Annotated in this window: 8 protein-coding genes; 5 read left to right on the forward strand and 3 right to left on the reverse strand. The window is 69.6% G+C overall.

Annotation, left to right across the window (positions count from 1 at the left end):
* Positions 1 to 152: 152 nt before the first annotated feature.
* The 5 genes from ACIHA7_RS00460 (at position 153) to ACIHA7_RS00480 (ending at position 7130) form a co-directional block, all read left to right on the forward strand.
* Positions 153 to 2936: an ATP-binding protein gene (locus tag ACIHA7_RS00460; RefSeq protein ID WP_397284025.1), complete on the forward strand. Its 2784-nt coding sequence runs from the start codon at positions 153 to 155 to the stop codon at positions 2934 to 2936.
* Between the two features lie 198 nt (positions 2937 to 3134).
* Positions 3135 to 4145 (forward strand): iron chelate uptake ABC transporter family permease subunit, encoded by a 1011-nt coding sequence (locus tag ACIHA7_RS00465; RefSeq protein ID WP_397284027.1) that lies wholly within the window; start codon positions 3135 to 3137, stop codon positions 4143 to 4145.
* Positions 4142 to 5188, forward strand: coding sequence for a FecCD family ABC transporter permease (locus ACIHA7_RS00470; RefSeq protein WP_397284029.1), 1047 nt, complete (start codon positions 4142 to 4144; stop codon positions 5186 to 5188). Before ACIHA7_RS00465 ends, ACIHA7_RS00470 begins: the two co-directional genes overlap by 4 nt.
* An 11-nt stretch (positions 5189 to 5199) precedes the next feature.
* Positions 5200 to 6078, forward strand: coding sequence for an ABC transporter ATP-binding protein (locus ACIHA7_RS00475; RefSeq protein WP_397284031.1), 879 nt, complete (start codon positions 5200 to 5202; stop codon positions 6076 to 6078).
* Between the two features lie 53 nt (positions 6079 to 6131).
* Positions 6132 to 7130, forward strand: a complete 999-nt coding sequence (locus ACIHA7_RS00480; protein ID WP_397284033.1) for an ABC transporter substrate-binding protein — start codon at positions 6132 to 6134, stop codon at positions 7128 to 7130.
* A gap of 4 nt (positions 7131 to 7134) precedes the next feature.
* Here ACIHA7_RS00480 and entS read toward each other — a convergent pair whose 3' ends face one another.
* Genes entS through ACIHA7_RS00495 form a run of 3 tightly spaced genes read right to left on the reverse strand, consistent with a single transcriptional unit; the run spans position 7135 to position 22801 of the window.
* A complete protein-coding gene (gene entS, locus ACIHA7_RS00485; RefSeq protein ID WP_397284035.1) occupies positions 7135 to 8391 on the reverse strand; it encodes an enterobactin transporter EntS in 1257 nt (418 codons plus the stop codon).
* Between the two features lie 2 nt (positions 8392 to 8393).
* On the reverse strand, positions 8394 to 9401 hold the full coding sequence (locus ACIHA7_RS00490) for a Fe2+-enterobactin ABC transporter substrate-binding protein (protein ID WP_397284037.1): 1008 nt from the start codon (positions 9399 to 9401) through the stop codon (positions 8394 to 8396).
* Positions 9398 to 22801: an amino acid adenylation domain-containing protein gene (locus ACIHA7_RS00495; protein WP_397284039.1), complete on the reverse strand. Its 13404-nt coding sequence runs from the start codon at positions 22799 to 22801 to the stop codon at positions 9398 to 9400. Before ACIHA7_RS00495 ends, ACIHA7_RS00490 begins: the two co-directional genes overlap by 4 nt.
* Positions 22802 to 22843 lie beyond the last annotated feature (42 nt).

Below are 22843 nucleotides of genomic sequence, written 5' to 3' on the forward strand. Positions count from 1 at the left end.
AGGCTCAGTCGCTCTCCAGGAGCCGAGGCGGACAAGCTCGGATACACAAGCAACGGATCATGCCCTTATCGTGTGTTGTTGTGCGTGGTGAGACGAGCGAGACCGGTCGGACCGGGGGTGACGGCGAACACTTTTCACCACGAGCGCTCTTCGTGACCAGGTTCGCCGAACTCTGGGAGGCCGCAGGCAATCCCACGCTGGCACGGGTCGCGGCGGCCACCGAGGCACGGCGGAAGGCCGCCCGCGTACCGGCACAGAGCCATCGCTCGTTGATGCAGCGCATCAGCGATTGGCGGACCGGCCGCAATGTGCCTTCCCGCTTCGAATCGTTGGATCCGGTTCTGGTGACATTGATTTCGTTGGCTCGGCAAGCATCCGGTCCCGTCCCCTCGCCCTTGTCGAACCGGTCGGCCTGGCGGCATTTGTGGAAGGCGGCCAGCACCCAGCCGGTACGCCCCACGGTGCTGACCTCGCTGCGACGCGACGTCCCCACCTTCGTCGGACGCGATGTCGAGGTGACACGGATCCTGGATGCGGCAGGGCCGGGCCGGGTGGTCGCCATCCATACCGTCGACGGCATGCCCGGCGTCGGGAAAACCGCGTTGGTCACCCATGCGGCACACCTGCTCGCGGACTCGTTTCCCGACGGCAGGTTCTTCGTCGAACTGAACACCCACACCCCCGGAAAAGAGCCCGCGGATCCGGCCGAGGTGCTGGCCACCCTGCTCACCGGCCTCGGCATCGCACCCAGCCACATTCCCGGCACCCTCGACGCACGCCGTGACCTGTGGCGAGACCGTGTCGCCGCCAAGCGCGTGCTGCTGATTCTCGACGACGCCCGCGATCACAACCAAATCGAACCGTTGCTGCCAACCGGATCCGAATGCCTCACCTTGATCACCAGCCGCCGTCGGCTCATCGCCCTCGACAGCGCCCTCCCGCTGCCGCTGGAAACCCTCGATCCCGACAAGGCGCAAGACCTGTTCTGCCAGCTGGCACAACGCAACCCCCAAGGCGACGACCTCGCGGCCGCCGCCGAGATCGTCCAGTTGTGCGGGTACTTACCACTGGCGATCGTGCTACTGGCCGGCCGAACCGCCCACCATCCGGTGTGGACGCTCACCGGGCTGGCCGAACGGTTCCGCGCCGCCCAGGACCGGCTCGGTGAACTCGACGCCGGTCAACGCGCGGTTCGTGCCGCGTTCACCGCGTCATTCGACAACCTGCCACCCGGCAGGCAGCAACTGTTCCGCACGCTGGGACTGCACCCCGGCACCGACTTCGACGCCTACGCCGTCGCCGCGCTGAACGACATACCGCTCGCCGAAGCGCGAGCCGAACTCGATGCGCTGTACACCGACCACCTCGTCGAGGAGACCACCCCGGGCCGGTACTGCTTGCACGATCTGGTGCGCGAATACGCGCGTGCCCTCGCCGCGTCGTCCAGCGACGGCGCCGCGACGGTGCAGCGATTGCTGGACTACTACCGCCGTACCGCCGCAGCGGCCGACCAATGGCTCACACGCAGACCCCGCCCCACCCACGATCACCACTCTCCGACCAAGACCGCCGCCCTGCTACGGGAATTCGACAGCGAGACACACGCGCTGGCATGGCTGCGCACCGAACGAACCAACCTACTCGCCTGCCTCGAATACACCGCCGAGCACGATCCGACGCAGATGGTCGCACTCACCGAGGCACTCGCGGAATTCCTCGAGCGCGAAGAGCAATGGCCAACGGCCCTGCGGCTACACCAGCGCGCCGCCGAAGCCGCAGAACGCCTCGGCGACCACCTCAGCCGAGCCAACGCCCTCACCCATCTCAGCATCGCCCACGTGCGGACCGGGCAGTACGAGCAACGCACCGACTTGATCCGGCAAGCGATTGCCCTTTACCGGGAGATCGGCCACCCCCTCGGCGAAGCCGATGCGCTCCGTAACTTCGGCATTATGCAGTGGCGGAACGGGAACCACGACCGGGCTGCCGACTTACTTCGGCAAGCCCTGACCCTGTACCGAGACACCGGTTACCGTCTCGGCGAAGCCAACACCCTCGCCAGCCTGGGCGGCGTGCGCCGAGACAACGGCGACTACGAGCAGGCCGCGCACCTGTTCCAACAAGTTCTCGCTCTGTACCGGCAGATCGGTCATCGCCTCGGCGAAGCAAGCGCCCTCGGCTTCCTCGGCAGCGTGCGCCGGTACACCGGGCACAATGATCAAGCTGCCGACTTGCTGCTACGCGCCGCGACCCTGTTCCAGGAAATCGGCTATCGCCTCGGCGAAGCCAACGCCGTCAGCAACCTCGGTCTCGTGCGCCGCGACACCGGGGACCACGAGCAAGCCGCCGACCTGATCCAACAGGCATTGACCCTGTTCCGGGAGATCGGTGACCACCTCGGTGAAGCCATCAACCTCAACAACCTGGCCACCGTGTACCGGGAAACCGGCGACCACGAGCGAGCCACCAGCCTCTCTCGGCAAGCCCTGACCTTGTTCCACGAGACCGGCTACCGTCTCGGCGAAGCCGAGGCACTCGCCAACCTCAGCACCGTCTGCCGGGAGACCGGAGAGCACGAGGAGGCCGCCGACCTCTTCCGGCGAGCCTTGGCCCTGTTCCGGGACATCGGCTACCGCGTCAAAGAAGCCGAGGCACTGAACAACACCGCGAAGGCGCTGTTGGCGGCCGGCGACCCGAATGAGGCATTGACGATGTTCACCCATGCGCTCAGCGTGGCCCGCGACATCGACAGCCGAATCCAACAGGCCCGCGCCTTGGAAGGCACCGCCCGGTGCCGCGCCGCCCTCGGAGACGCCGCTACCGCCACCACCCACCTGCGCCACGCCATCGACCTCTATCGCCGCCTCGGCGCAACCGAAGCTGACGCCGCGACAACCTATCTCGCCGCGCTCGAAGCCCCACTGCGCCGAGTGTGAGGGATCATCTCTCGCTCGGCACGAGGGTTGCTCGGCACCGTGCAGCTGGTAGCACCAGGGCGACTACTACCAGGCTGGCCGACACGATAGGGTAGCCAAGCCTAACTTAAGTTCAGCTCGTTGGGGATCGTGACTCCTGCCCGGCGAACCTTCGCCGCAGGCCCTGCTACAGCTCGGAAGTCGTGGAGAAATAACCAGATGGAAGGTACGCGCGCACGGCCTAAGCGCTGGCCGGGCTGGCTGCTGGCTGCTGCCGTACTGATCGCTGCTTGCTTACTCAGCATCATGATCGGGACCAAGGCCATTCCGGCCGGGCAGGTGTTGGATGCGCTCTGGAACGCAAGCGAGTCGGCGGACGCGCTGGTCATCACCGAGTACCGGGTGCCGCGCACGCTGCTCGGACTGCTCGCCGGACTCGCGCTGGGCGTGGCCGGCTGTCTCATGCAGGGGCTGACGCGCAACCCGCTGGCCGATCCGGGGCTGCTCGGCATCAATGCCGGGGCGGCCTTCGTCATCGCGATGGCGGTCGCTTTTCTGGGAGTCACCGAGATCACGTCGTACGTGTGGTTCGGGTTCATCGGTGCCGCAGTGACCTCGGTCGTGGTCTACCGGCTCGGCACCGCGGGCAGGCAGGGGACGGATCCGGTCCGGCTGACGCTGGCCGGAGTCGCCATCACGGCCGTGCTGTCCGGACTCACCAAGGGGTTGATACTGCTGAACCCCAAGGCCTTCGACCATATGCGGAATTGGGATGCCGGAGCGTTGACCGGGCGCGGCTACGACGTGATCACCGGCGCCACGCCGTTCATTCTCCTCGGCCTGGTGGCGGCGGTGCTCGCCGCACGCTCGCTCAATGCCGTCGCCCTCGGTGACGACCTCGCCCACGCGCTGGGGGTGCACATCAGGCGGACCCGGCTGCTCACCGTCACGTCGCTGACCCTGTTGTGCGGCACCGCGACTGCCGCGGTGGGGCCGATCACCTTCGTCGGCTTGGCGGTGCCGCATATCGCCCGCTGGATCGTCGGACCCGACCAGCGCTGGGTCATCGCCTACTCCATGCTGCTCGCGCCGATTCTGGTGCTTGGCGCGGATATGCTGGGCCGCATACTCGTTCGGCCCGACGAAGTGGCGGCGGGATTGGTGACCGCCTTCCTCGGTGCACCCATCCTGATCTGGCTGGCGCGGCGTACCCGGGTGAGCGAGCAATGACCGCCATCGATTTCGGGCGCTCGGTGCTGGTGGTCCGAACCCGGCGCCTCGCCGTTCGGGTGGGTGTTCGCACCGTGGTGGTGTGCGCGATTCTCCTCGTCGCGGCACTGGCCGTGGCCGTATTGTCGCTGGGCACCGGCGATTACCCGATTCCACCGGATCGAGTGCTGCGCGCGCTGTTCATCGGGGATCAGCGGTTCGACCGACTCGTGGTGTGGGACTGGCGACTTCCGCGGGTGGTGCTGGCCCTGGCGTTGGGCGCGGCACTCGGAGTGAGCGGCGCGATCCTGCAATCGGTGACCCGCAACCCGCTCGGCAGCCCGGATCTGGTCGGCTTCAACACCGGCGCTTACACCGGCGCGCTCGTCGTCATGCTGACGCTGGGCGGCGGCGGATTCCAGACGTCGGCGGGTGCGTTCCTCGGCGGACTGGCTGCCGCCCTGGCCATTCAGCTGCTGGCCTTCCGGCACAATGTCACCGGATTCCGGCTCATCATCGTTGGCATCGGCGTCAGCGCCATGCTGGCCTCGGTCAATACCTGGCTCATTCTGCGCGCCGATCTCACCGCCGCCATGTCGGCGGCCGCCTGGGGCGCCGGGTCACTGAGCAGAGCCACCTCGGCGCAGGTCGCGCCCACGCTCATCCTGCTGGCGGTGCTCGGCGTGGCCGCTCTCGCCACCGCGTCCCGCCTGCACCTCCTGGAATTGGGCGACGATCTGGCGCAGGCGTTCGGCCTCCGGGTCGGACGCGACCGTGTGCTACTGATCGTGCTGAGCGTCGCGTTCTGCTCCGTCGCCACGGCCGTCGCCGGACCCATCGCCTTCCTGGCTTTGGCCGCACCGCAATTGGGCCGCCGCCTGGCTCGCACCGCCTCGACCGCGTTGGCTCCCGCCGCTGCCATGGGTGCGCTGCTGCTGGTGACCTGCGACTGGATCTCGCAGCGGATATTCGCACCCACCACGCTGCCCGTCGGCGTCGTCACCGTCTCGGTGGGCGGGGTGTATCTGGCATATGTGCTGGTCGCCGAGGCGCGACGGAATTAGAGGAGGCGACGATGAACGAGAACCACAGCGCCGGAATCGCATGGGATGCCGACCGCGCAGATCGAGTGCGGGAGCCCAGCGCACTGGACGATCGGGTCCGATTGCGGGCCGACCGGGTGCGCCTCGGCTATCGCGGCCGCACCATCAGCGACCAACTCTCCGTCGATATTCCGGATGGGGCCTTCACGGTGATCATCGGCCCCAATGCCTGCGGAAAATCCACCATGCTGCGTGCGCTGGCTCGGTTGCTCGCCCCGGAAGCGGGTGCCGTGCTGCTCGACGGCAAGGCCATCACCGCCTATCCAGCCAAGGAGGTGGCCCGCCGCATCGGTCTGCTCCCACAGTCCTCCACCGCTCCGGACGGCATCCGGGTCGCGGATCTGGTTGCGCGCGGCCGATATCCGCACCAGACCCTGCTACGCCAGTGGTCGCGGGCGGACGAAGCCGCGGTCACCGCGGCCATGGCCGCCACCGGCGTCACCGATCTGTCGGCCCGCTCGGTGGACGAGCTCTCCGGTGGGCAGCGGCAACGCGTCTGGGTCGCCATGGTGCTGGCGCAGGAGACGCCGATCATTCTGCTCGACGAGCCGACCACCTACCTGGATATCGCGCATCAGATCCAACTGCTGGATCTGTGCCGCTCGCTGAACCGGAATTCCGGCCGGACCGTGGTCGCCGTGCTGCATGACCTGAACCACGCCTTCCGCTACGCCGATCACCTCATCGCCATGCGGGACGGCCGGGTGATCGCCGCCGGTGCGCCGCGCGAGATCGCGACCGCCGAGCTGGTACGGGAGGTGTTCGCCCTCGGCTGCCGGATCATCGACGACCCGGAAACCGGTGCGCCACTCGTGATTCCGCTCGCGGAGAACGCGGCGGGTGTGAGCTGACGCGGCATCGCGAGTTCACTCCGCACCTGACCCCCTAGAAAGGAACCTCTTTGATGTCAGTTCATCGAATGACCGCACGCGTGCGTGCCACCGTGGCTGTGCTGATCGCCGCGGTCGCCGTGACGGCGGCAGGCTGCGGCGGCTCAGTCTCGGACCAACCGAGCGAATCCGGCACCCGCCAGGTGGAAACCGCGAAGGGCGTGGTCACCGTGCCTGCCGCCCCGCAGCGCATCGTGGTCGTCAACGGCTCGCTCGCCGGATACCTCTACGACCTGGGCGCGAAGGTGAAGGCCGCAGATCCGCGCATCCTGGGCGTCACGCTGAAGCCCGGTGAGTTCCCGGCCTCCTGGGCCGCGGACGCCGCGCAGCAGGGCACCGAGGCGGTGCCGTCCGGTGACAGCATGAACCTGGAGTTCATCGCCGCCCAGCAGCCGGACCTGATCATCGGTGGCGGACCGGGCTACCCGGGCCAGCAGTCGATCAACGACTACGACAAGCTCACCGCCATCGCACCGACCGCGCTGGTGCCGTCCAACATCACCAACTGGCAGGACCAGTTGAAGTCGGTGGCCGACATCGTGAACCAGTCCGCGAAGGTGGACGGCCTGATCACCGCGTACAACGACAAGGCCGCGAAGGTGAAGGCCGGTATCAAGGTGCCGCAGGGCGCGGCGGCGGTGATGCAGTCCAGCAACGACAACAAGCCCTATTTGATCGCCCCCAACACCCCGCTTGCCGCGCTGCTGTCCTCGGTCGGCATCACCATGGACGACAAGATCGAGGCGAAGGCGGGCAACCCGACCCGCCCCGCGGCCGGCGACTGGGTTACCTTCAGCCCCGAACTGCTGAGCACCGTCGTCGACGCACCCGTGCTGTTCGTCATCGTGGGCGACGGCGGCCGCACCATCGCCCAGCTGAAGCAGGACCCGATACTGGCCCAGCTCCCTGCGTTCCGGGCCGGCCAGGTCTACGAGCTACCTGCCACCAGCCGACGTCCCGACTACCGCGCCGTCATGGCCACACTCGACCTGCTGGCGGATCGCTTCAGGTGATACTTCAGTCGCGGCGATCGCCGACCGGCTGGTCGGCGATCGCGGTGGCCGTCCAGACCGGGCGTAGCGCGAGGCACAGCAGCACACCGAGAACCGCTGCACCGCAGCCATAGACGAGCAGCGCCGTATCAGCGGCGAAGTAGTTACCGAGCACTCCGGCCACCAGCGAGCCGACGGCGGTGCCCGAAACCGCCTGTACCAGCCACAGACTCGACACCCGGCCACGAAGATCGTCGGGGGTGTGCTGTTGCAACACGGCGAACCGGAAGGTGTCGTTCACCGCACGGCCGAGCCCGAAGCCGGCCAACCCGAGCACCGCGAAAAGCGTGGTGCCACCGGCACCGACGATGATCAACGCGATCGGCAGCAGCACCACAGAGGCCAGCAATGCCCGCCCGTTGCGCTGCACCCCGCCGGTCCAGCCGCTGGTGAACAAGCCGACCAGCGCACCCGCCGCGGGCGCGCCGTACAACAGGCCGAGGACCGCGGGCCCGGTGCCGAGCACCGTGTCGGCATAGGCGGGTAGCAGCACCATCGGCCCGCTGACCAGCATGACCGCCAGTCCGACGAGCAGCGTCCCGCGCACCACCTGGTGGGTGACGGCGAAACGCATCCCGGTCAGCAATGCCCGCAGCGGCGGTTCGTGCACCGTCCCGGTGGGCGGGTGCGCACCCACCTCCTGGAACAACGTCACGGTGAGCGCCGTAGCGCCCGCCGCGACGAAGTAGGTCACCGATACCCCGCCGCTCGCCGCGATGATCACGCCGGCCAAACCAGGGGTGACCACGGTGCCCAACTCGGTGGTCAGCGTCATCAGCGCACCGGCCGCGGCCAGCCGATGCCTGCCGACCAGGGCAGGCGTCAGCGCCATCAACGCCGAACCGCTCACCCCGCCCGCCACGCCGTCCAATACCGCCGCGCCGTAGATCACCGACAGCGCAGGGTGATCCAGCAACGAGTTGACGCCGAGGATCACGAACCCGAGGCCCGCCAGTGAACGCGCGAGCTGGATGGTGCGCCGCCGATCGTGCCGATCGGCGAGCACACCACCGGACAGGCTGCCGACGAACATCGACAGCGCGGTCACCACCGACACTCCCGCGACGTGCAGGCTGGAGCCGGTGAGCTCGTACACCTGCACCGGCAGCGCCACCATCAGCAGCCCGATGCCGAGCAGCGAAATCAGCCGCGCCGCAAAGATGAACCGGAACGGCCTGCTGTCGCGCAGCGGCGAGATGTCTATGACGAATCGGCGCAGCAAGGTCAGCCGAGCTTCTTCGCGATGACGTCCAGCGTGTTCAGCGCGCTGTGGTAGTCCGGCCGATAGCTGGTCGTCGGCAACTCGATGATCTTGCCGTCGCGGAACGCGGGCAGCCGCGCGTAGAGCGGGTTCTGCGCCAGTTCGGCGGCGCCGGGGCCGCCGACCGGGATCACGATGGCGGTGGGCGCGTCGGCGATCCGGTCGATCAGCTCGAGGCTGACCTCGAACGAGTCACCCGAGCCGAACAGCGGCGGGTTGCCTGCCTTGGCGAGCACGTCGTCGGCGTCGAAGCCCAATTCGGCCAACTGGGTGGGCAGTGCGGCCGACGGCGGCACCAGGTACGGCACCTTGTTGGCCACGGAGAGGATGTAGACCACCTTGCCGGTGGGGATCTTGGCCGACGCCTTTACCTGAGCGGCCTTGTCCTGGTAGGCCTTCAACAGCGCGGGCACCTTGTCCGCCCGACCGGTCGCGTCGGCGATGATCCGCAGCTGTTCCTGCCAGTTGGTCACCTTCTGCGGCACCAGCACGGTCGGCGCGATCGCGGTGAGCTTGTCGTAGAGCTTGTCGGCCTGCACGGCGGTGATGCCCTGACCACCACCGATGATCAGATCCGGGTTCGCGTCGGCCACCGCCTCGATGTTCAGCTCCGCGCCCGCGGGTAGCTGCTTGCTGCCCTGCGACCGCGCCTTGTCGGCCCACTGCGGCGGGAAGCCACCGTCCAGGTTGGTCACACCGATGATCCTGGTGTCGGTGGCCACCACCGGGGCGTCGATGGCATACAGGTAGTCGGCCATGCTGCCGCTGAGCACGACGATGCGCTTGGCTTGGCCCGGCACGGTCACCGGGCCACGATCGGTGGTGATCGTCCTGGTCTGTTCCGCGGCGGCGGCATCGTCGGTGCCCGAGGAGCAGCCGACCACGAGGCCGAGCGCCATGGACAGACCACCGAGCAACGCGGCGGCGCGCCGCATTCTGCCCCGGGTACCGGACGTTCTTGCTGACTTCATCGATCTCCTTGGGTAGAAAACATTTCCAGGTCGAGTGCTCGGTCGAGCAGCGGGGCGAGCTCGGCCCACCCGGCTGCCGTCACGAGTCCGGCGTGGTCGAAGGGGAGGTGGTGCACGTCCGGGTCCAGGCCGAGCGCGCGCCAGCCGTCGGCCAGCGCGTGCCCCGGCGAGGCCGGACCGCCGGGGTACGGCCGGTCGGCGGTGAACAGCGTCAGCAAGCCGGCGTACTCGGGCACCGCGGCGTTCTCGAGCAAGCGCACGCACTCGTCGAATCCGGTCCGCAATGCGGCAGGCAGTTCGGGATCCTGTGCGAGAACCTCCGGCGCCAGTCCGGTGACCAGGCCGTCGATCTCCCGGGCGGTCTCCCGGACCGAGCGGCCGGGCGGTGCGGTGTCGATCAGCCCGGTGAAGAGGACCAATTCGCCCGCCGCGGCCAGTCGCGCCGCCATCGCGTGCGCCACATTGCCGCCGAACGAGTAGCCGAGCAGGTGGTACGGCCCGGTGGCCTGGTGCGCGCGCACGGTGGTGACATACCGCTCGGCCAGCTCCTCGATCGAGGTCGCGGCCGCGCCACCACTGAGCGATGGCAACTGCAGTCCGATCACCGGCCGCTCGCCCGCCAACCGACCCGCCAACGGCAGGAACTGCCAGGCGAATCCACCCGCCGGGTGCACACAGAACAGCGGTGCCTCGGCGCCGCCGTCCCGCAGCACCACCACGTGGTCGCGACTGAGCAGCGGCGAGTCCGACCCTGCGACACCGACATCGGCGCCGTCGAGGTGCGCGGCGAGTTCGGCGACCGTCGGCCGTGCGGTGAGCGTGCCGAGCGAGATGCTCACGCCAAGCGCCCGATCCAGCGCACCGAGCAGGCGCATGGCTCGCAGCGAGTCACCGCCGAGATCGAAGAAGCTCTCCTCGACATCCACCTCGGGACGCTCGAGCACCTGCTCGAACACCGCGCACACGGCGCGCTCACGGGCCGAGCGCGGGGCCTGGCGGACCGTGCGCCGCTGCGGTTCCGGCAGCGCCGCGCGGTCCAGCTTGCCGTTCGGGGTCAGCGGGATCGCCTCGATCACGACCACATCGGACGGCACCAGGGCTGCGGGCACCAGCGCCCGCAGTTCCGGACGCAGATCGCGTGGCACCCAATCAGTTTCCGGAATCACGTAGCCGATGAGCCGGGCCAGGCCGGACGCGTCCTTTGCCACCTTCGCGGCGGCGCGCCGCACGCCGGGCAGTCCCGCGAGCGCCGCCTCCACCTCGGCCAGTTCGATGCGCACGCCGCGCACCTTGACCTGGTGGTCGGCGCGCCCCAGGTATTCCAGCTCGCCGTCGGGCCTGCGGCGCACCAGGTCTCCGGTGCGATACATCCGGCCGCCGTCGGGCGAGAACGGATCCGCGACGAAGGTGCCCGCGGTCAGCCCCGTCCGGTCGCGGTAGCCGATCGCGATGCCGTCACCGGACAGGTACAGCTCGCCCTGCGCGCCGACCGGCACCTGCGCCAACCCCGAGTCGAGCACGCGCGCTTGCGCATTGCGCACCGGCCTGCCCAAACACGGGGTGGGGCTGCCCGCGGCGGGCGATCCGAGGGCGTTGATGGTGAATTCGGTCGGCCCATACAGGTCGTAGCCCAGGACGTCCGGATGCTCTCGCAGCATCGTCCACAGGTCGAGCGGCACCGCTTCGCCGCCGAGCAGCACCAGTGCGGGCACGTGCGAGCCCTCCAGCAGCCCCGCCGCGATCAATTCGCGGGCATAGGACGGTGTCACGTTGACCGCGTCGATGCCGACCTCGCGGTAGTGCTGGACCAGGGCCGCGGGTTCCAGCCGGGCCTGCTCGTCGATGACGTGCACCTCGTGTCCGGCCAGCAGCCAGAACAGCTCCTCCCAGGACATGTCGAAGGAGAACGAGACCGTGTGCGCGACGCGCAGCCTGCCGCGCGCCGCGAAACGCTCTGTCGGGCCGAAGATCTCGTCGAGGTGGTTGTGGTACATCGTGGTCAGCCCGCGATGACCGACCACAACGCCCTTCGGACGGCCGGTCGACCCCGAGGTGTAGATGACGTAAGCCGGTTGGTCGGCACTGCTCGGTCCGGCCACCGCCGTATCCGGCACGGCGGGCGGTGTCACGACGCCGTCGAGCACCGCGGCGACGACGGGCCGATCGATGAGCAGCCGCACCCGCGGCCCGCCATGGCCGCCGAGCACGCTGTTCTGATGCTCGGTGGTGCTGATCAGCGCCACCGCCGCGCTGTCCGCGAGCAGGCCGCGCAGCCGGGCAGGCGGATGCGTCAGGTCCAGCGGCAGATAGGCCGCGCCGGTGCGCATGACCGCGAAGATCGCCACGACGTGATCGGCGATGCGCGGCAAGGCCAGAGCGACCACATCCGCCGGGCCGACGCCGCGGCTGGCGAGCAGTCGCGCCATCCGGTCCACCCGGTCGTTCATCTCCCGCGCGGTGAGCGCGACAGCACCACAGACCAGGGCGGTGGCGCCCGGGGTGGCGGCGGCCCGTTCCCGCAGCAGCGCGTCGACGCTGCCGCCCGGCTCTCCCGGCAGCGGCACCGGCACCCGGGCCGGGGTGAACTCCGGCGAATCCGCCACCGGTACCGCGATATCGGCGACCACACTGCGGCCCGCGACCGTGTCCGGCGCGGCGAGCAGCTCCAGAATCCCTACCAGGCGGTCGAGAATCTCCCGCGCCCGATCGTCGGGCACCAGATCCGGTCGATGCTCCAGCGAGATGCGCAGCGGATCGGCAGGCGCACCAGGGTCGACATCGAGGGTCAACGCGTAGTGCGTGCCGTCGAGCGCCGCCCGCGAGACGACGCCGTTGCGCGCGAAAACATCTTCGGCGCCGTCACCGCGCGGCAGATTGCGGAACACATACAGGGTGTCGAACAGGGTCGGATGGCCTGCCGCGCGCTGGATTCGGCCGAGCCCGAGCTGCTGGTGCTCGGCCAGCGCACCCTGCTCGCGCAGCGTCCGCCGCAGCACATCGACCAGCGACTCGCCCGGCCGGACCCGGACGCGGACCGGAACGGTGTTGAGCACCAGCCCGATGATCCGTTCCCAGCCCGGCACCTCCGGGGAACGACCCGACACGGTCGAGCCGAACACCACGTCGTCCATGCCGGTGCTCGCCCGCAGCGTCAATCCCCACGCGGTGGACACCACGGTGGACAGGGTGACCCGGCTCTCCCCCGCAAGCGTCCGCAGTGCGGCGGAGGTCTGTGGGGTGAGCTCGATCAGACTGCGCATCGGCTGCGGCACCGCCGACGCCGCGCCGGAGCCGAGCAGCGTCGGCTGAGCGAGGTCGGACAGGTATGCCCGCCATGCCCTTTCGGACGCATCATGGTCCAGCCCGGCCACCCAGCGCAGCTGGTCCCGGAAGTCGGCTGCGGGTGCGAGCACGGTGTCCAGCTCGGCGGAAGAGCTGCCCTCCGCCTGTTCGAACAGCGTGAACAGCTCGGTGAACATCAGCGAGATGGACCAGCCGTCGATCAGCAGATGATGCAGGGTAAAGATCGCACGACTCGCGCCGTCCGGCAGCCGGACCAGCAGCAGCCGAAGCAGTGGTGGTGCGGCTAAATCGAAAGGCGCGCTGTACTCCTCGGTCGCCAGCGCCGCCACCGCGGCGTCGAGGTCGGCCGCCGGTGTCGCGGTGAGATCGACCTCGCGGCCGGGCGTTTCCCACGCCCCGGGGACGAACTGCACCGGCGCCGCGAACCCGGCGTGGGTGAACCCGGCCCGCAGATTCCAATGCCTGCGCAGCACCGCGTCCACGGCCGCGCGCAAAACCTCCAGCCGCGGCGGCTTTTCCGGCGCGAACAGGAACCGTGCCTGCATGTGGTAGGCGTCGGTCCCGTCGGCTCCGTCGACAACGGACTGGAAGTACATGCCCTCCTGCAACGGGCCGAGCGGCAGCACCTCCTGCCAGCCAGGGCACAGCGCATCCAAACGTGCGCGCTGATCGTCGTCCACGGTGACCAGATCCGCGGCGGTTCGCGCCGTGGCAGGCACTTGTGTTGCGGCTGCGGCGAGTTCACCGAGGGTCGCGTGTTCGAAGACATCTGCGACGCTCAGCAGCAGGCCGTGCCGCCGTGCCGCGGTCACCAATCGCACCGCCCGAAGGCTGTCGCCGCCGAGCGCGAAGAAGGCGTCGTCGGGCCCCGGCGCGGGGATGCCGAGCATCTCGCCGGTCAGCGTGCACAGGGTGCGCTCGGCCGCCGTGCGCGGTGCACGGCGGGCCGTGTGCGGACGTGCGGGTTCGGGCAGTGCGGCCCGGTCCACCTTGCCGTTGAGGGTCAGTGGCAGCGCTTCCAGCAGCGTGATCGCTTGCGGCACCATGTATTCGGGCAGCAGCGACGCGACGTAGGCGCGCACCGCAGCCGGATCGAGCTGTGCGCCGGGCTGCGGGACCACATAGCCGAACAACCGGCCGGTCCCCGCACTGTCCGCACGCACCGCGGCGGCGGCCCTGGCCACCCCTGCGGCACCGCGCAGCGCCGATTCGACCTCGCCGAGCTCGATGCGGAAACCGCGGACCTTCACCTGATCGTCGATGCGGCGCAGGTACTCCAGCCGCCCGGCCCGGAAACGAACCAGATCGCCGGTGCGGTACAGCCGCGCACCCGGCAACTCCGGATCGGCCACGAACCGCGCAGCGGTCAGCGCGGATTGGCCCAGGTATCCGCGAACCACCTGGGCGCCACCGAGATACAGCTCGCCTGCGACACCGTCCGGTACCGCACGCAGGTGTTCGTCGAGCACCCGCGTGTGCACGTCCGCCCACGGCGCACCGATCGTGACCGGGTCACCCTCGCGCAGGTCACTGGCGGTGGCCCAGACCGTTGCCTCGGTGGGGCCGTAGACATTACGTACCGACCGGCAATGCGCGACCAGGTCGGCCGCCAGGTCCGCGGGCAACGCCTCGCCGCCGACCAGCGCGCGAACCGCGCCGAGCCGGGCAGCGTCCTCGTGCTCCACCAGCACCCGCCACAGCGACGGGGTGGCCTGCACGACCGTCGCGGCACTGTCGGCGATCAAGGCGTGCAACGCATCCGGGTCACGCACGGTCGCGCGATCGGCGAGCACCACGGTCGCGCCGACGGTCAGCGGCAGCAACAGCTCGAGCACGGCGATGTCGAAGGACACCGTCGTCACCGCGACGATGCGGTCGCCCGGCTCGATCCAGTCGCCGCCCACCGTCTCGGCGAAGGCCGCGAGATTGGCCGCGGTGACCAGCACGCCCTTGGGCTGACCGGTCGATCCGGAGGTATGGATCACGTAGGCCAGCTGTGCGCCCGCGGGCCTCGGCTCCGGTATCGCCGATACGGCCGTCGCGGTTTCGTCGTCGGTCAGGACCAGCGCCGGTCGCTGCGCCGGGAGTCGATCGGCGAGATCGGAACTGGTCAGCACGCACACCGGCGTCGCGTCGGCGAGCATGTACGCCAGGCGATCCGCCGGGTAGTCCACGTCGAGCGGCAGATAGGCGGCGCCGACGCGCAGCACGGCGAGCAAGCCGGCGACCAGATCGGTCGTCCGCGCCAGCGCGACCCCGACCACCCGCTCCTGGCCCGCTCCTGCGGCGAGCAGCCGCGCGGCCAATTCCTCGGTCCGCGTGGCGAGTTCGGCGTAGGTCACCGACTGGGTGCCGCTGATCAGCGCGACCGCATCGGGGTGCTGACGCACCTGCTCGGCGAAGCGCACCGCGACACCCGGTGGGGTCTCGGCGCGCCGGACCGGATCACGACTCGGATCGGGTCGGCACAGTGGGGAATCGAAGATACCGGCGGCCGGATCGCGCACCACCCGATCCAGCGTGGCGAGCACACCGTCGAGGAGCGCGTCGGCGGTGGCGGGATCGAACAGGTCGGCGTCGGCCACCAGCCGCAGCAATGCCGAGCGGTCTTCCTGTGCCTCCGCGAACCACACCGCGGCATCGAATCGCGCGACGGCCGTGGCGGCTGCCGACGGCGCTACGTCCAACCCACCCAGGCTCGGCAGGTTCGGCGCGGGCTCGTAGCCGACCATCGTCTGGAACAGCGGGTGCTTGGACAACGAACGCGACGGGGACACCGCGTCGATCACTCGCTCGAACGGTGCGTCCTGGTGCGCGAGTGCGTCGAGCGCGGTGGCGCGCACCCGCCGCAGCAGCTCCGCGAAGCTCGGCCGCCCGGTCAGGTCACAGCGCAGCACCAGCGTGTTGCTGAAATGGCCGATGGTGTCCGCGAACTCGGCGTTGTCGCCGTGCGCGCTGTCGCGGTGCGAGACGGTGGTGCCCAACGGAATATCGCGACCCGCGCCGAAGGCCGACCACGTCACGGCGACCGCGGCCTGCAGCACCATCAGCGGGCTGACGCCGTGCTCGGCGCTCAATTCGGTGATCCCCGTGCGCACTTCGTCGGTCAGCGCCCGGACGGTGGTGTATCCGCGATAGCCTGCGCGGGCCGGGCGCGGGCGATCGAACGGCAGATCCAACTCCACCGGCAGGCCGGCGAGTTGCCGCTGCCAGTACGCCAGCTGGTCGACGTAGGCGCCCTCGTCCTCCCTGCGGCGCTCGCGCGTCGCGTAGCCGAGGTAGTCGGCCACCGCAGCCGAATCCCACTGCGGTGCGGCGCCGTTCAGGCGGGCCCGGTAGGCCAGGTCGAGATCGCTGAACAGCGGACGCAGCGACGCCGCGTCGAAGGCGATCTGGTGCACGATGACGATCAGGATGTGCTCGTCCGGCGCCACGGTGAGCAGGGTCGCCCTGGCGGGCGCGGCGCCGGTGATGTCCACCGGCTCGGCCGAGCATGCCTCGATGGCGGCGTCCGCGCCGCCGGCGCCCACCGCCCGGATGTCCAGGCCCGACGCCTCGTCAGCGTGCAACTCGAGCATGGTCGCCGATCCCGAGGCGTCCGGCGGATACGCGGTGCGCAATACGGCATGCCGGGCCAGCACGTCACGCCACGCCGCGGCGAGCGCGTCGGTGTCGAGGTCGCCGTGCACGCGCACGACCCTCGCCTCGTCGTAGGTGGTCGACGGCCCCGCCAACCGATGCAGGAACCACAGCCGTTCCTGGGCCGGGGACAACAGCGCCGCCGGGCCATTGCTCGGCGCGGCCTCGAGCTCGACGGATGCCGTTGCCTCGTCGATGGTCTCGGTCTCGACGGTCGTGTGCCGGACCGCGAAGCGCTGCTGATCGATCTGCGCTCGTGTCGCGAGGCCACGCGCGGTCGGCGCGTCGAACACGTCTGTGATGACGATACGGAGACCGGCCCTGCGCAATTGTCCGATCAAACGCATCGCGGTCAGCGAATGTCCGCCGAGCGCGAAGAAGTCCTCGTCGGCGCCGACCGCCTCGAGCTCGAGCACCGCCGCGACGCCCTCGCGGATCGCTTCCAGCACAGCGTCGTCGGTGGCCACTGCGGCGTCGAGCGCCCGAGGACGCCGCGCCGGCTCCGGCAGAACCGGTGCGGTGTCGATCAGGTCGGCCCGGCCGGACATGTCCACGAGCTCGCCCGCGCGGGTGTCCCCGGCGTCGACCAGCACGCGCAGAACTTCCGCCAGCCGGTCGGTGATCCGCGCGATCGTCGCGTCCGTCACGGCGGCGCGATTGTGGTACAGCACCAGTTCCAGTCGGTCGCCGGGCGGCGCGAGCAAGGTGATCGGATAGTGCGTCAGGCCGTGATTGCGGAACCCAGCGATGCGCAACTCGTGCGACTCCGGCTGCTGCGCATCGGAGTTCGGGAAATTCTCGAAGACGACCAGAGTGTCGAAGAGTTGCCCGAGTCCGGCGGCGTGTTCGATCTCGGCGAGGCTCGCCTGCTCGAATTCCTGCATGGCGAACTGCGTTTCCTGCAGCTCGGCGAGTTGGTCGAGCAGCGGTCGCTGCGGCACGAAGCTACAGCGGACGGGAATGGTGTTGGTGAACAGACCCACCATGCCCTCGACGCCGGGCAGCTCGGCGGGCCGACCGGATACCGTCGCGCCGAACACCACATCGGTACGGCCGGTGAGTTCCGCGAGCACGAGCGCCCAGGCGCCCTGCACCAGAGTGTTCACCGTCAAGCCACGACGCCGCCCGAGCGCGGCGAGCTCAGCGCCGCAGGTATCGGGCAACGGCACCGGACGCTGCCGGAAGTCCTGCGCGCCTGTCGAATCCGTACCGACGATGCTCGGCGCGGCGAGCCCGGCAAGCCGGGCCGACCAGGCGGCACGCACCGCGTCACGGTCCCGGCCCGCCATCCAGGCGAGGTAGTCCCGGTACTGGGTCGGCGTAGCCAGTGCGGAGTAGTCGTCGTGATAGAGCGCGAGCAGCTCACGCAGGATGATCGGCGTCGACCAACCGTCGGTCAGCAGATGATGCGCGTTGAGCACCAAACGGTGCTGATCGTCCGGCAGTCGAATCAGCAAGGCACGCAACAGCGGCGACCGATCGACCACGAAACGGTGTTCGGCCGCTTCGACCTCGAGCCGCTCGGCCGCGGCGACCGCGATTCGCGCGGGCAGCGCGGACAGATCCACGTGCCGCCACGGCACCTCGATCAGCCGGGGAATGGCCTGGACCGGTTGATCCAAGACCGCATAGTCGAATGCGGCACCGAGATTGGGGTGCCGGGCCACGACACCATCGAAGGCGCGCTCCAGCCGCTGGGCATCGAGCGGGCCGGTCAGATCGATCCGCGCGGTCAGGGTGTAAACGTCGGCGGCACCGTCCCGGATCGCGTGGAACAGCAGCCCTTCCTGCAGCGGCGAGAGCGGCAGCAGCGCGGCGAGCGGACCGTGCGCCGTCTCCAGCTCATCGATCGCGTCCTGCGTGGCAGGCACTTCCGGGCAATCCGAAGGCGTCAAGCCGCCCTCGAACAGCACCGCGTGCGCGGCGAAGGCCTCGAGTGCGAGTCCCCAATGCCGTTGCAGCTCGGCGACTTCGCCAGCACCGAGCACATCGCCTGCCGCGGTCCACTCCACCGCGAGACTCGGCGCGCCCTGCTCGTGCACGAAGGCATTGAGCGCGAGCACATCCGAGAGCGCCTTCGTCTTCGGTTCGAACACCGAGAACGGGTCCTGCTCCGGCAGTTGCCATCCGCTGCCGGGCGCGGCGGCGAATCGACCGAGGTAGTTGAGCAGCAGTTCGGGCGCGGCCTTGCCCGCGAGCACCGGTTCGGTCCTCGGGTCCAGGTACCGCAGCACGCCGTAGCCGACGCCGCCGTCGGGGACCGCGCGCTTGGCCTCCTTCACCGCCCGCAACAGCCGTCCGGCCGCCGCGCCACCGGCTAGCGCTTCGTTCAGGCCCGCCGGGGTGTCGACTCCGGTTGCCGGAGCCCAGATCGGGTATTCGCTGGTGAACCAGCCGACCGTGCCCGCGAAATCGGTGTCGTCGGTCAGCGGGTCGCGGCCATGCCCCTCGACGGTGACCGGCCTGCCTGCCTCCAGCGCCTCCCCTCGGCTGTGCCGCCACGAGTTCACCGCGAGTATCAGCGCGGCGAGCAGCACCTCGTCGGTGCGTGCCCGATAGGCCGCGGGCAGGGTGTTGAGCACCGCGTCGGTGAGCACCGGTGCGGCGAAAGTGTGGGTGCGCACGGCGCTTTCGGCGTGATCGCGGCTCGGGTCGAGGGCGCGCGTGCCGAGCGGGGCCACCGGCTCCGCACCGAGTGCCGCCTGCCAGTAGTCGAGTTCCGATCCGTGGGTTCCGGCCGCACCCGCCTCGGCCAGCAGAGTGGCGTAGCGCCGCCACGAACTACCCTTGCCGGTCGGTTCGATCGCGCGCCGTTCACTGACCGCCGCGCAGGCCGCGTGCAGCTCCGGGAGCAGCACCCGCCAGGAAACTCCGTCCACGACCAGGTGGTTGGCCACCAGGATCAGTCGATCCGGCTGGTCGTGCGCGGTACGCACCAGTGCCACGCGCAGGCAATGTCCGCGACCCAGGTCCAGCTGTTGCGCGAGTTTCTCGGCGAGCGCAGCGATTTCGTCGGACTCCGACAGGAAGGTCTCCACGACGAGATCCGCCGCGCGGACCGAGCCGACCGCGCCGATCGTCATTGTCGTTTCCTGGCCGCGCAGTTCGAGCACGGAGCGCAGCACATCGTGGCGATCGAGCATGGCCTGTACACCGGCGACGAGGTCGTCGAGGGCAAGCCGTTCGTGCAGACTGAGCGCGGTCCACTGCGCATACCCGTCGATCGCCTGCTTGGTCGAGTTCGCGTCGAGCAGCGCGCGCACGATCGGCGGCAGCGCGACCGCACCCGTCGCTTCGTCGGCCGCGACCACGATCGCTTCGCCATCGATCCGCTCGGCCGACGCGGCGATGGAGCCGAGATCGCGTTGGGCGAGCAACGCTTTCGGCGGCACCATCAGCCCGTGCACGCGCAAGCGACTACTGACACTGATCGCGGTGATGCTGTCGCCACCGAGGCCGAAGAAGTCGTCGTCGACGCTCACCGGTGGCCGGCCGAGCGCTTCGGCGACCACCTCGCACAGCGCCTTTTCCTGCTCCGTGCGCGGCGCCCGACCGGTGGAAACCACCGGTGGCGGCGCGGGCAATGCCGCGCGGTCGAGCTTTCCGCTGATCGTGATCGGCAGCCGGTCGAGCACCACGATGGCCGACGGAACCAAGTGATCGGGCACCGATTTCGCGAGCGTGCGGCGTAGCTCGTCCGCGTCGGCGATCCGGTGCCCCGAGGCGGGTACCAGGTATCCGACCAGTTGGGCGTGACCGGCGGTATCCCGGATCATCGCGGCCGCAGCGGCGACACCGGGCAACGCGCCGAGGATCGCCTCGACCTCACCCAACTCCACCCGGAACCCGCGCAACTTCACCTGATTGTCCCCGCGGCCGAGGTATTCGTACCCGTGGCCCGTCACCCAGCGGGCGCGATCTCCGGTGCGATACATCTGCTCGCCGGACGCACCGAACGGATCGGCGACGAACCGCTCGGCCGTCAGCACCTGCCGCCCCAAATAGCCGCGCGCCAATTGCGGGCCGGCCAGGTACAGCTCGCCGATCTCGCCGTCGGGCACGGTCTGCAATGCGCTGTCCAGCAGATAAGTCCTGGTCCCTGCCAGCGGGATGCCGATATAGGGATCAGCACCCGTCACCGGTGCGCTGATCGCGTCCACGGTTACCTCGGTGGGGCCGTAGATGTTTCGCGACGACACGCCGGAGTGCACGATCGACTCCCACAGGGCGGGCGGGGCCGCCTCGCCACCGAGCAGCAGCAACTGCAGGCGGTGCTCCGCGCTGAGCAGACCGTTGTCGATCAAGGCCGCGGCCATCGACGGCGTGGTGGCTACCACGTCGATCCGGTCGGCGGCGAACGCCGCCACCTGAGCGGCGGCGTCACGCAGCAGTTCGGTGTCGTAGAGGTGCATCCGGTGCCCGCACAGCAGCCACAGCAACTGGTCGAAGGAGTCGTCGAAGGAGAAGGACGCGGTGTGCGCCGTGTGCAGCTGCCTGCCGCCCACGCCTGCCGCGGCGTCGGCGTAGATGGTCGACCGGTGATGGTGCAGCAGATGCGCCGCGCCACCGCAGCGCACCAGCACACCCTTGGGCCGTCCGGTGGAACCGGAGGTGTAGATCACATAGGCCAGATGCTCGGCGTTGCGCGGGGCGGCCAGTTCCGCCTCGGTCAGTGGGCCGTCCGCCTGCTGCCCGATCAGCTCTTGGATCTCGGTGTCCAACAGCCGGATCGGCGTCGGGCGCGACCCACCGGACAGCGCCTCGACCAGGGCGGCATCCGCGAGCACCTGCACCGGGGACGCGTCGTCGACGATGTCGCGCAGCCGCTCGGCCGGGTGCTCCGGATCGAGCACCAGGTGCGCCGCTCCCGCATGCTGGACGGCGAGCATCGCGACCACGAGGTCGGCGGTGCGCGGCAGCGCGATTCCGACGATGTCGTCCGGACCGACGCCCTTGCCGCGCAGATAGCGAGCCAGCCGATGCACTCGGCGGCCGAGCTCGGCGGTGGTGAGTTGTGTTGCGCCACTGACGAGGGCGATGTGGTCCGGCTGCTCGGCGACGAGCCGGTCGAACGCCGCGCACAGTTCTTCCGGCGCCCCGGCCAGCGGTCCGCTCGCCCGTCCGGCCAGCACGCGCGCGCCGTCCTCAGGCGGGTACGGCGTGACCCGGCCGATCGGCCGATCCGTCCCGTCGGTGAGTTCGGTGAGCATCCGGACCAGAGCGGCCATCCGCCGCCGCACCACGTCGTCGCTGACCGAGCGGGCGTCGACCTCGAACCCGAGCTGGAGCCGCCCGCCGGGCAACGGGGTGACGGTAAGCCCGAGATCCTCCGGCGGACCACCCGCGACATTGCGCAAAGTGCCGACGGCACCGGCGAAATCGAGGGCGACGTCGAATGCCTTCAGGTTGATGCCGATGCCGTGCAGCAGCGCACCGGTGAACTCGCGGGCCAGGTTCTCGCCGCGGTAACGCTGGTGCGCCCGCACGCCGCGCAGCGCGTCGGCGGCCCGCTTGCTCAGTTCCGCGAGACGATCGTGGCTGGACACGGCCAATCGCAGCGGCAGCACATTGACCGCCATGGACGGCGTGGTCAGGGCGGTGCGACCGACGCGAGCCATCACCGGCAGGGCGATCACCACGTCGGGGTCGCCGATCAGCCGGTACACGAATCCCGCGTAGCAGCCGACCAGTACGTCGGCCCAGGTGGTGCCCGAAGCCTCGGCGATCGCGTTGACCCGCTTCATGAACTCGGCGTCGAGCACCGCACGCGCCTCGTTGGTCCGCTCCGCCGGGCCGTCGGGCGGGTTGCCGCGTCCGTCCAGGGACGGCAGCGGCGTCAGCAAGTCGCGCCAGTACTCTCGGTCGCGCTCGACATCCGGGCCGGCCAGATACGCCGCCTCCTCGGCGACCAGAGTGGGGATATTTCCCCACTTGACAGGCGCGACCGTCTTTCCGCGCACCAACGCGGTGTAGTGGGCGGCGACCCGACGCGAAACCATGGCCGTGCTGTAGCCGTCGATGATCAAGTGGTGGTACAGCTGGACGCACCACACCTCGGTGTCGGACAGTCGAAGCAGGGTGTAGCTGAAGAGCTGGCGATCGACCATGACGCGGCAGTACTGCGCGGCCCGTTGCCGTTCCGCGGCGACCACCCGGTGGGCGGCGGCGGTGGGATCGGGCTCGTCGCGTAGGTCGACGGTGCTGCGCAGTTCGGGCTCGGCGTCGGTGATCCGCTGCCGAGGCCCATCGGGTCCGTCGCGGAAACGCAGGCGCATGGTGTCGGTTTCGGCGATGGTGCGCCGGATCGCGGTCTCCAGCGCCGCGAGGTCGATGGGCTCGGTGCCCGCGATCTCCAGCACCTCACCGACCAGGTAGCTGAGCATTTCGGGTTCGAGGCGCTGAGCGTTCCAGATGCCGAGTTGCGCTCCGGTCAGCGCCAGCTCTTCGTGCTCATCCACCGGAGTAACCGTCACAACCCATTCCTCAATCTCGAGCCACTT

The organism is Nocardia sp. NPDC052316 (assembly GCF_044547795.1).
Classification (GTDB): Bacteria; Actinomycetota; Actinomycetes; order Mycobacteriales; family Mycobacteriaceae; genus Nocardia.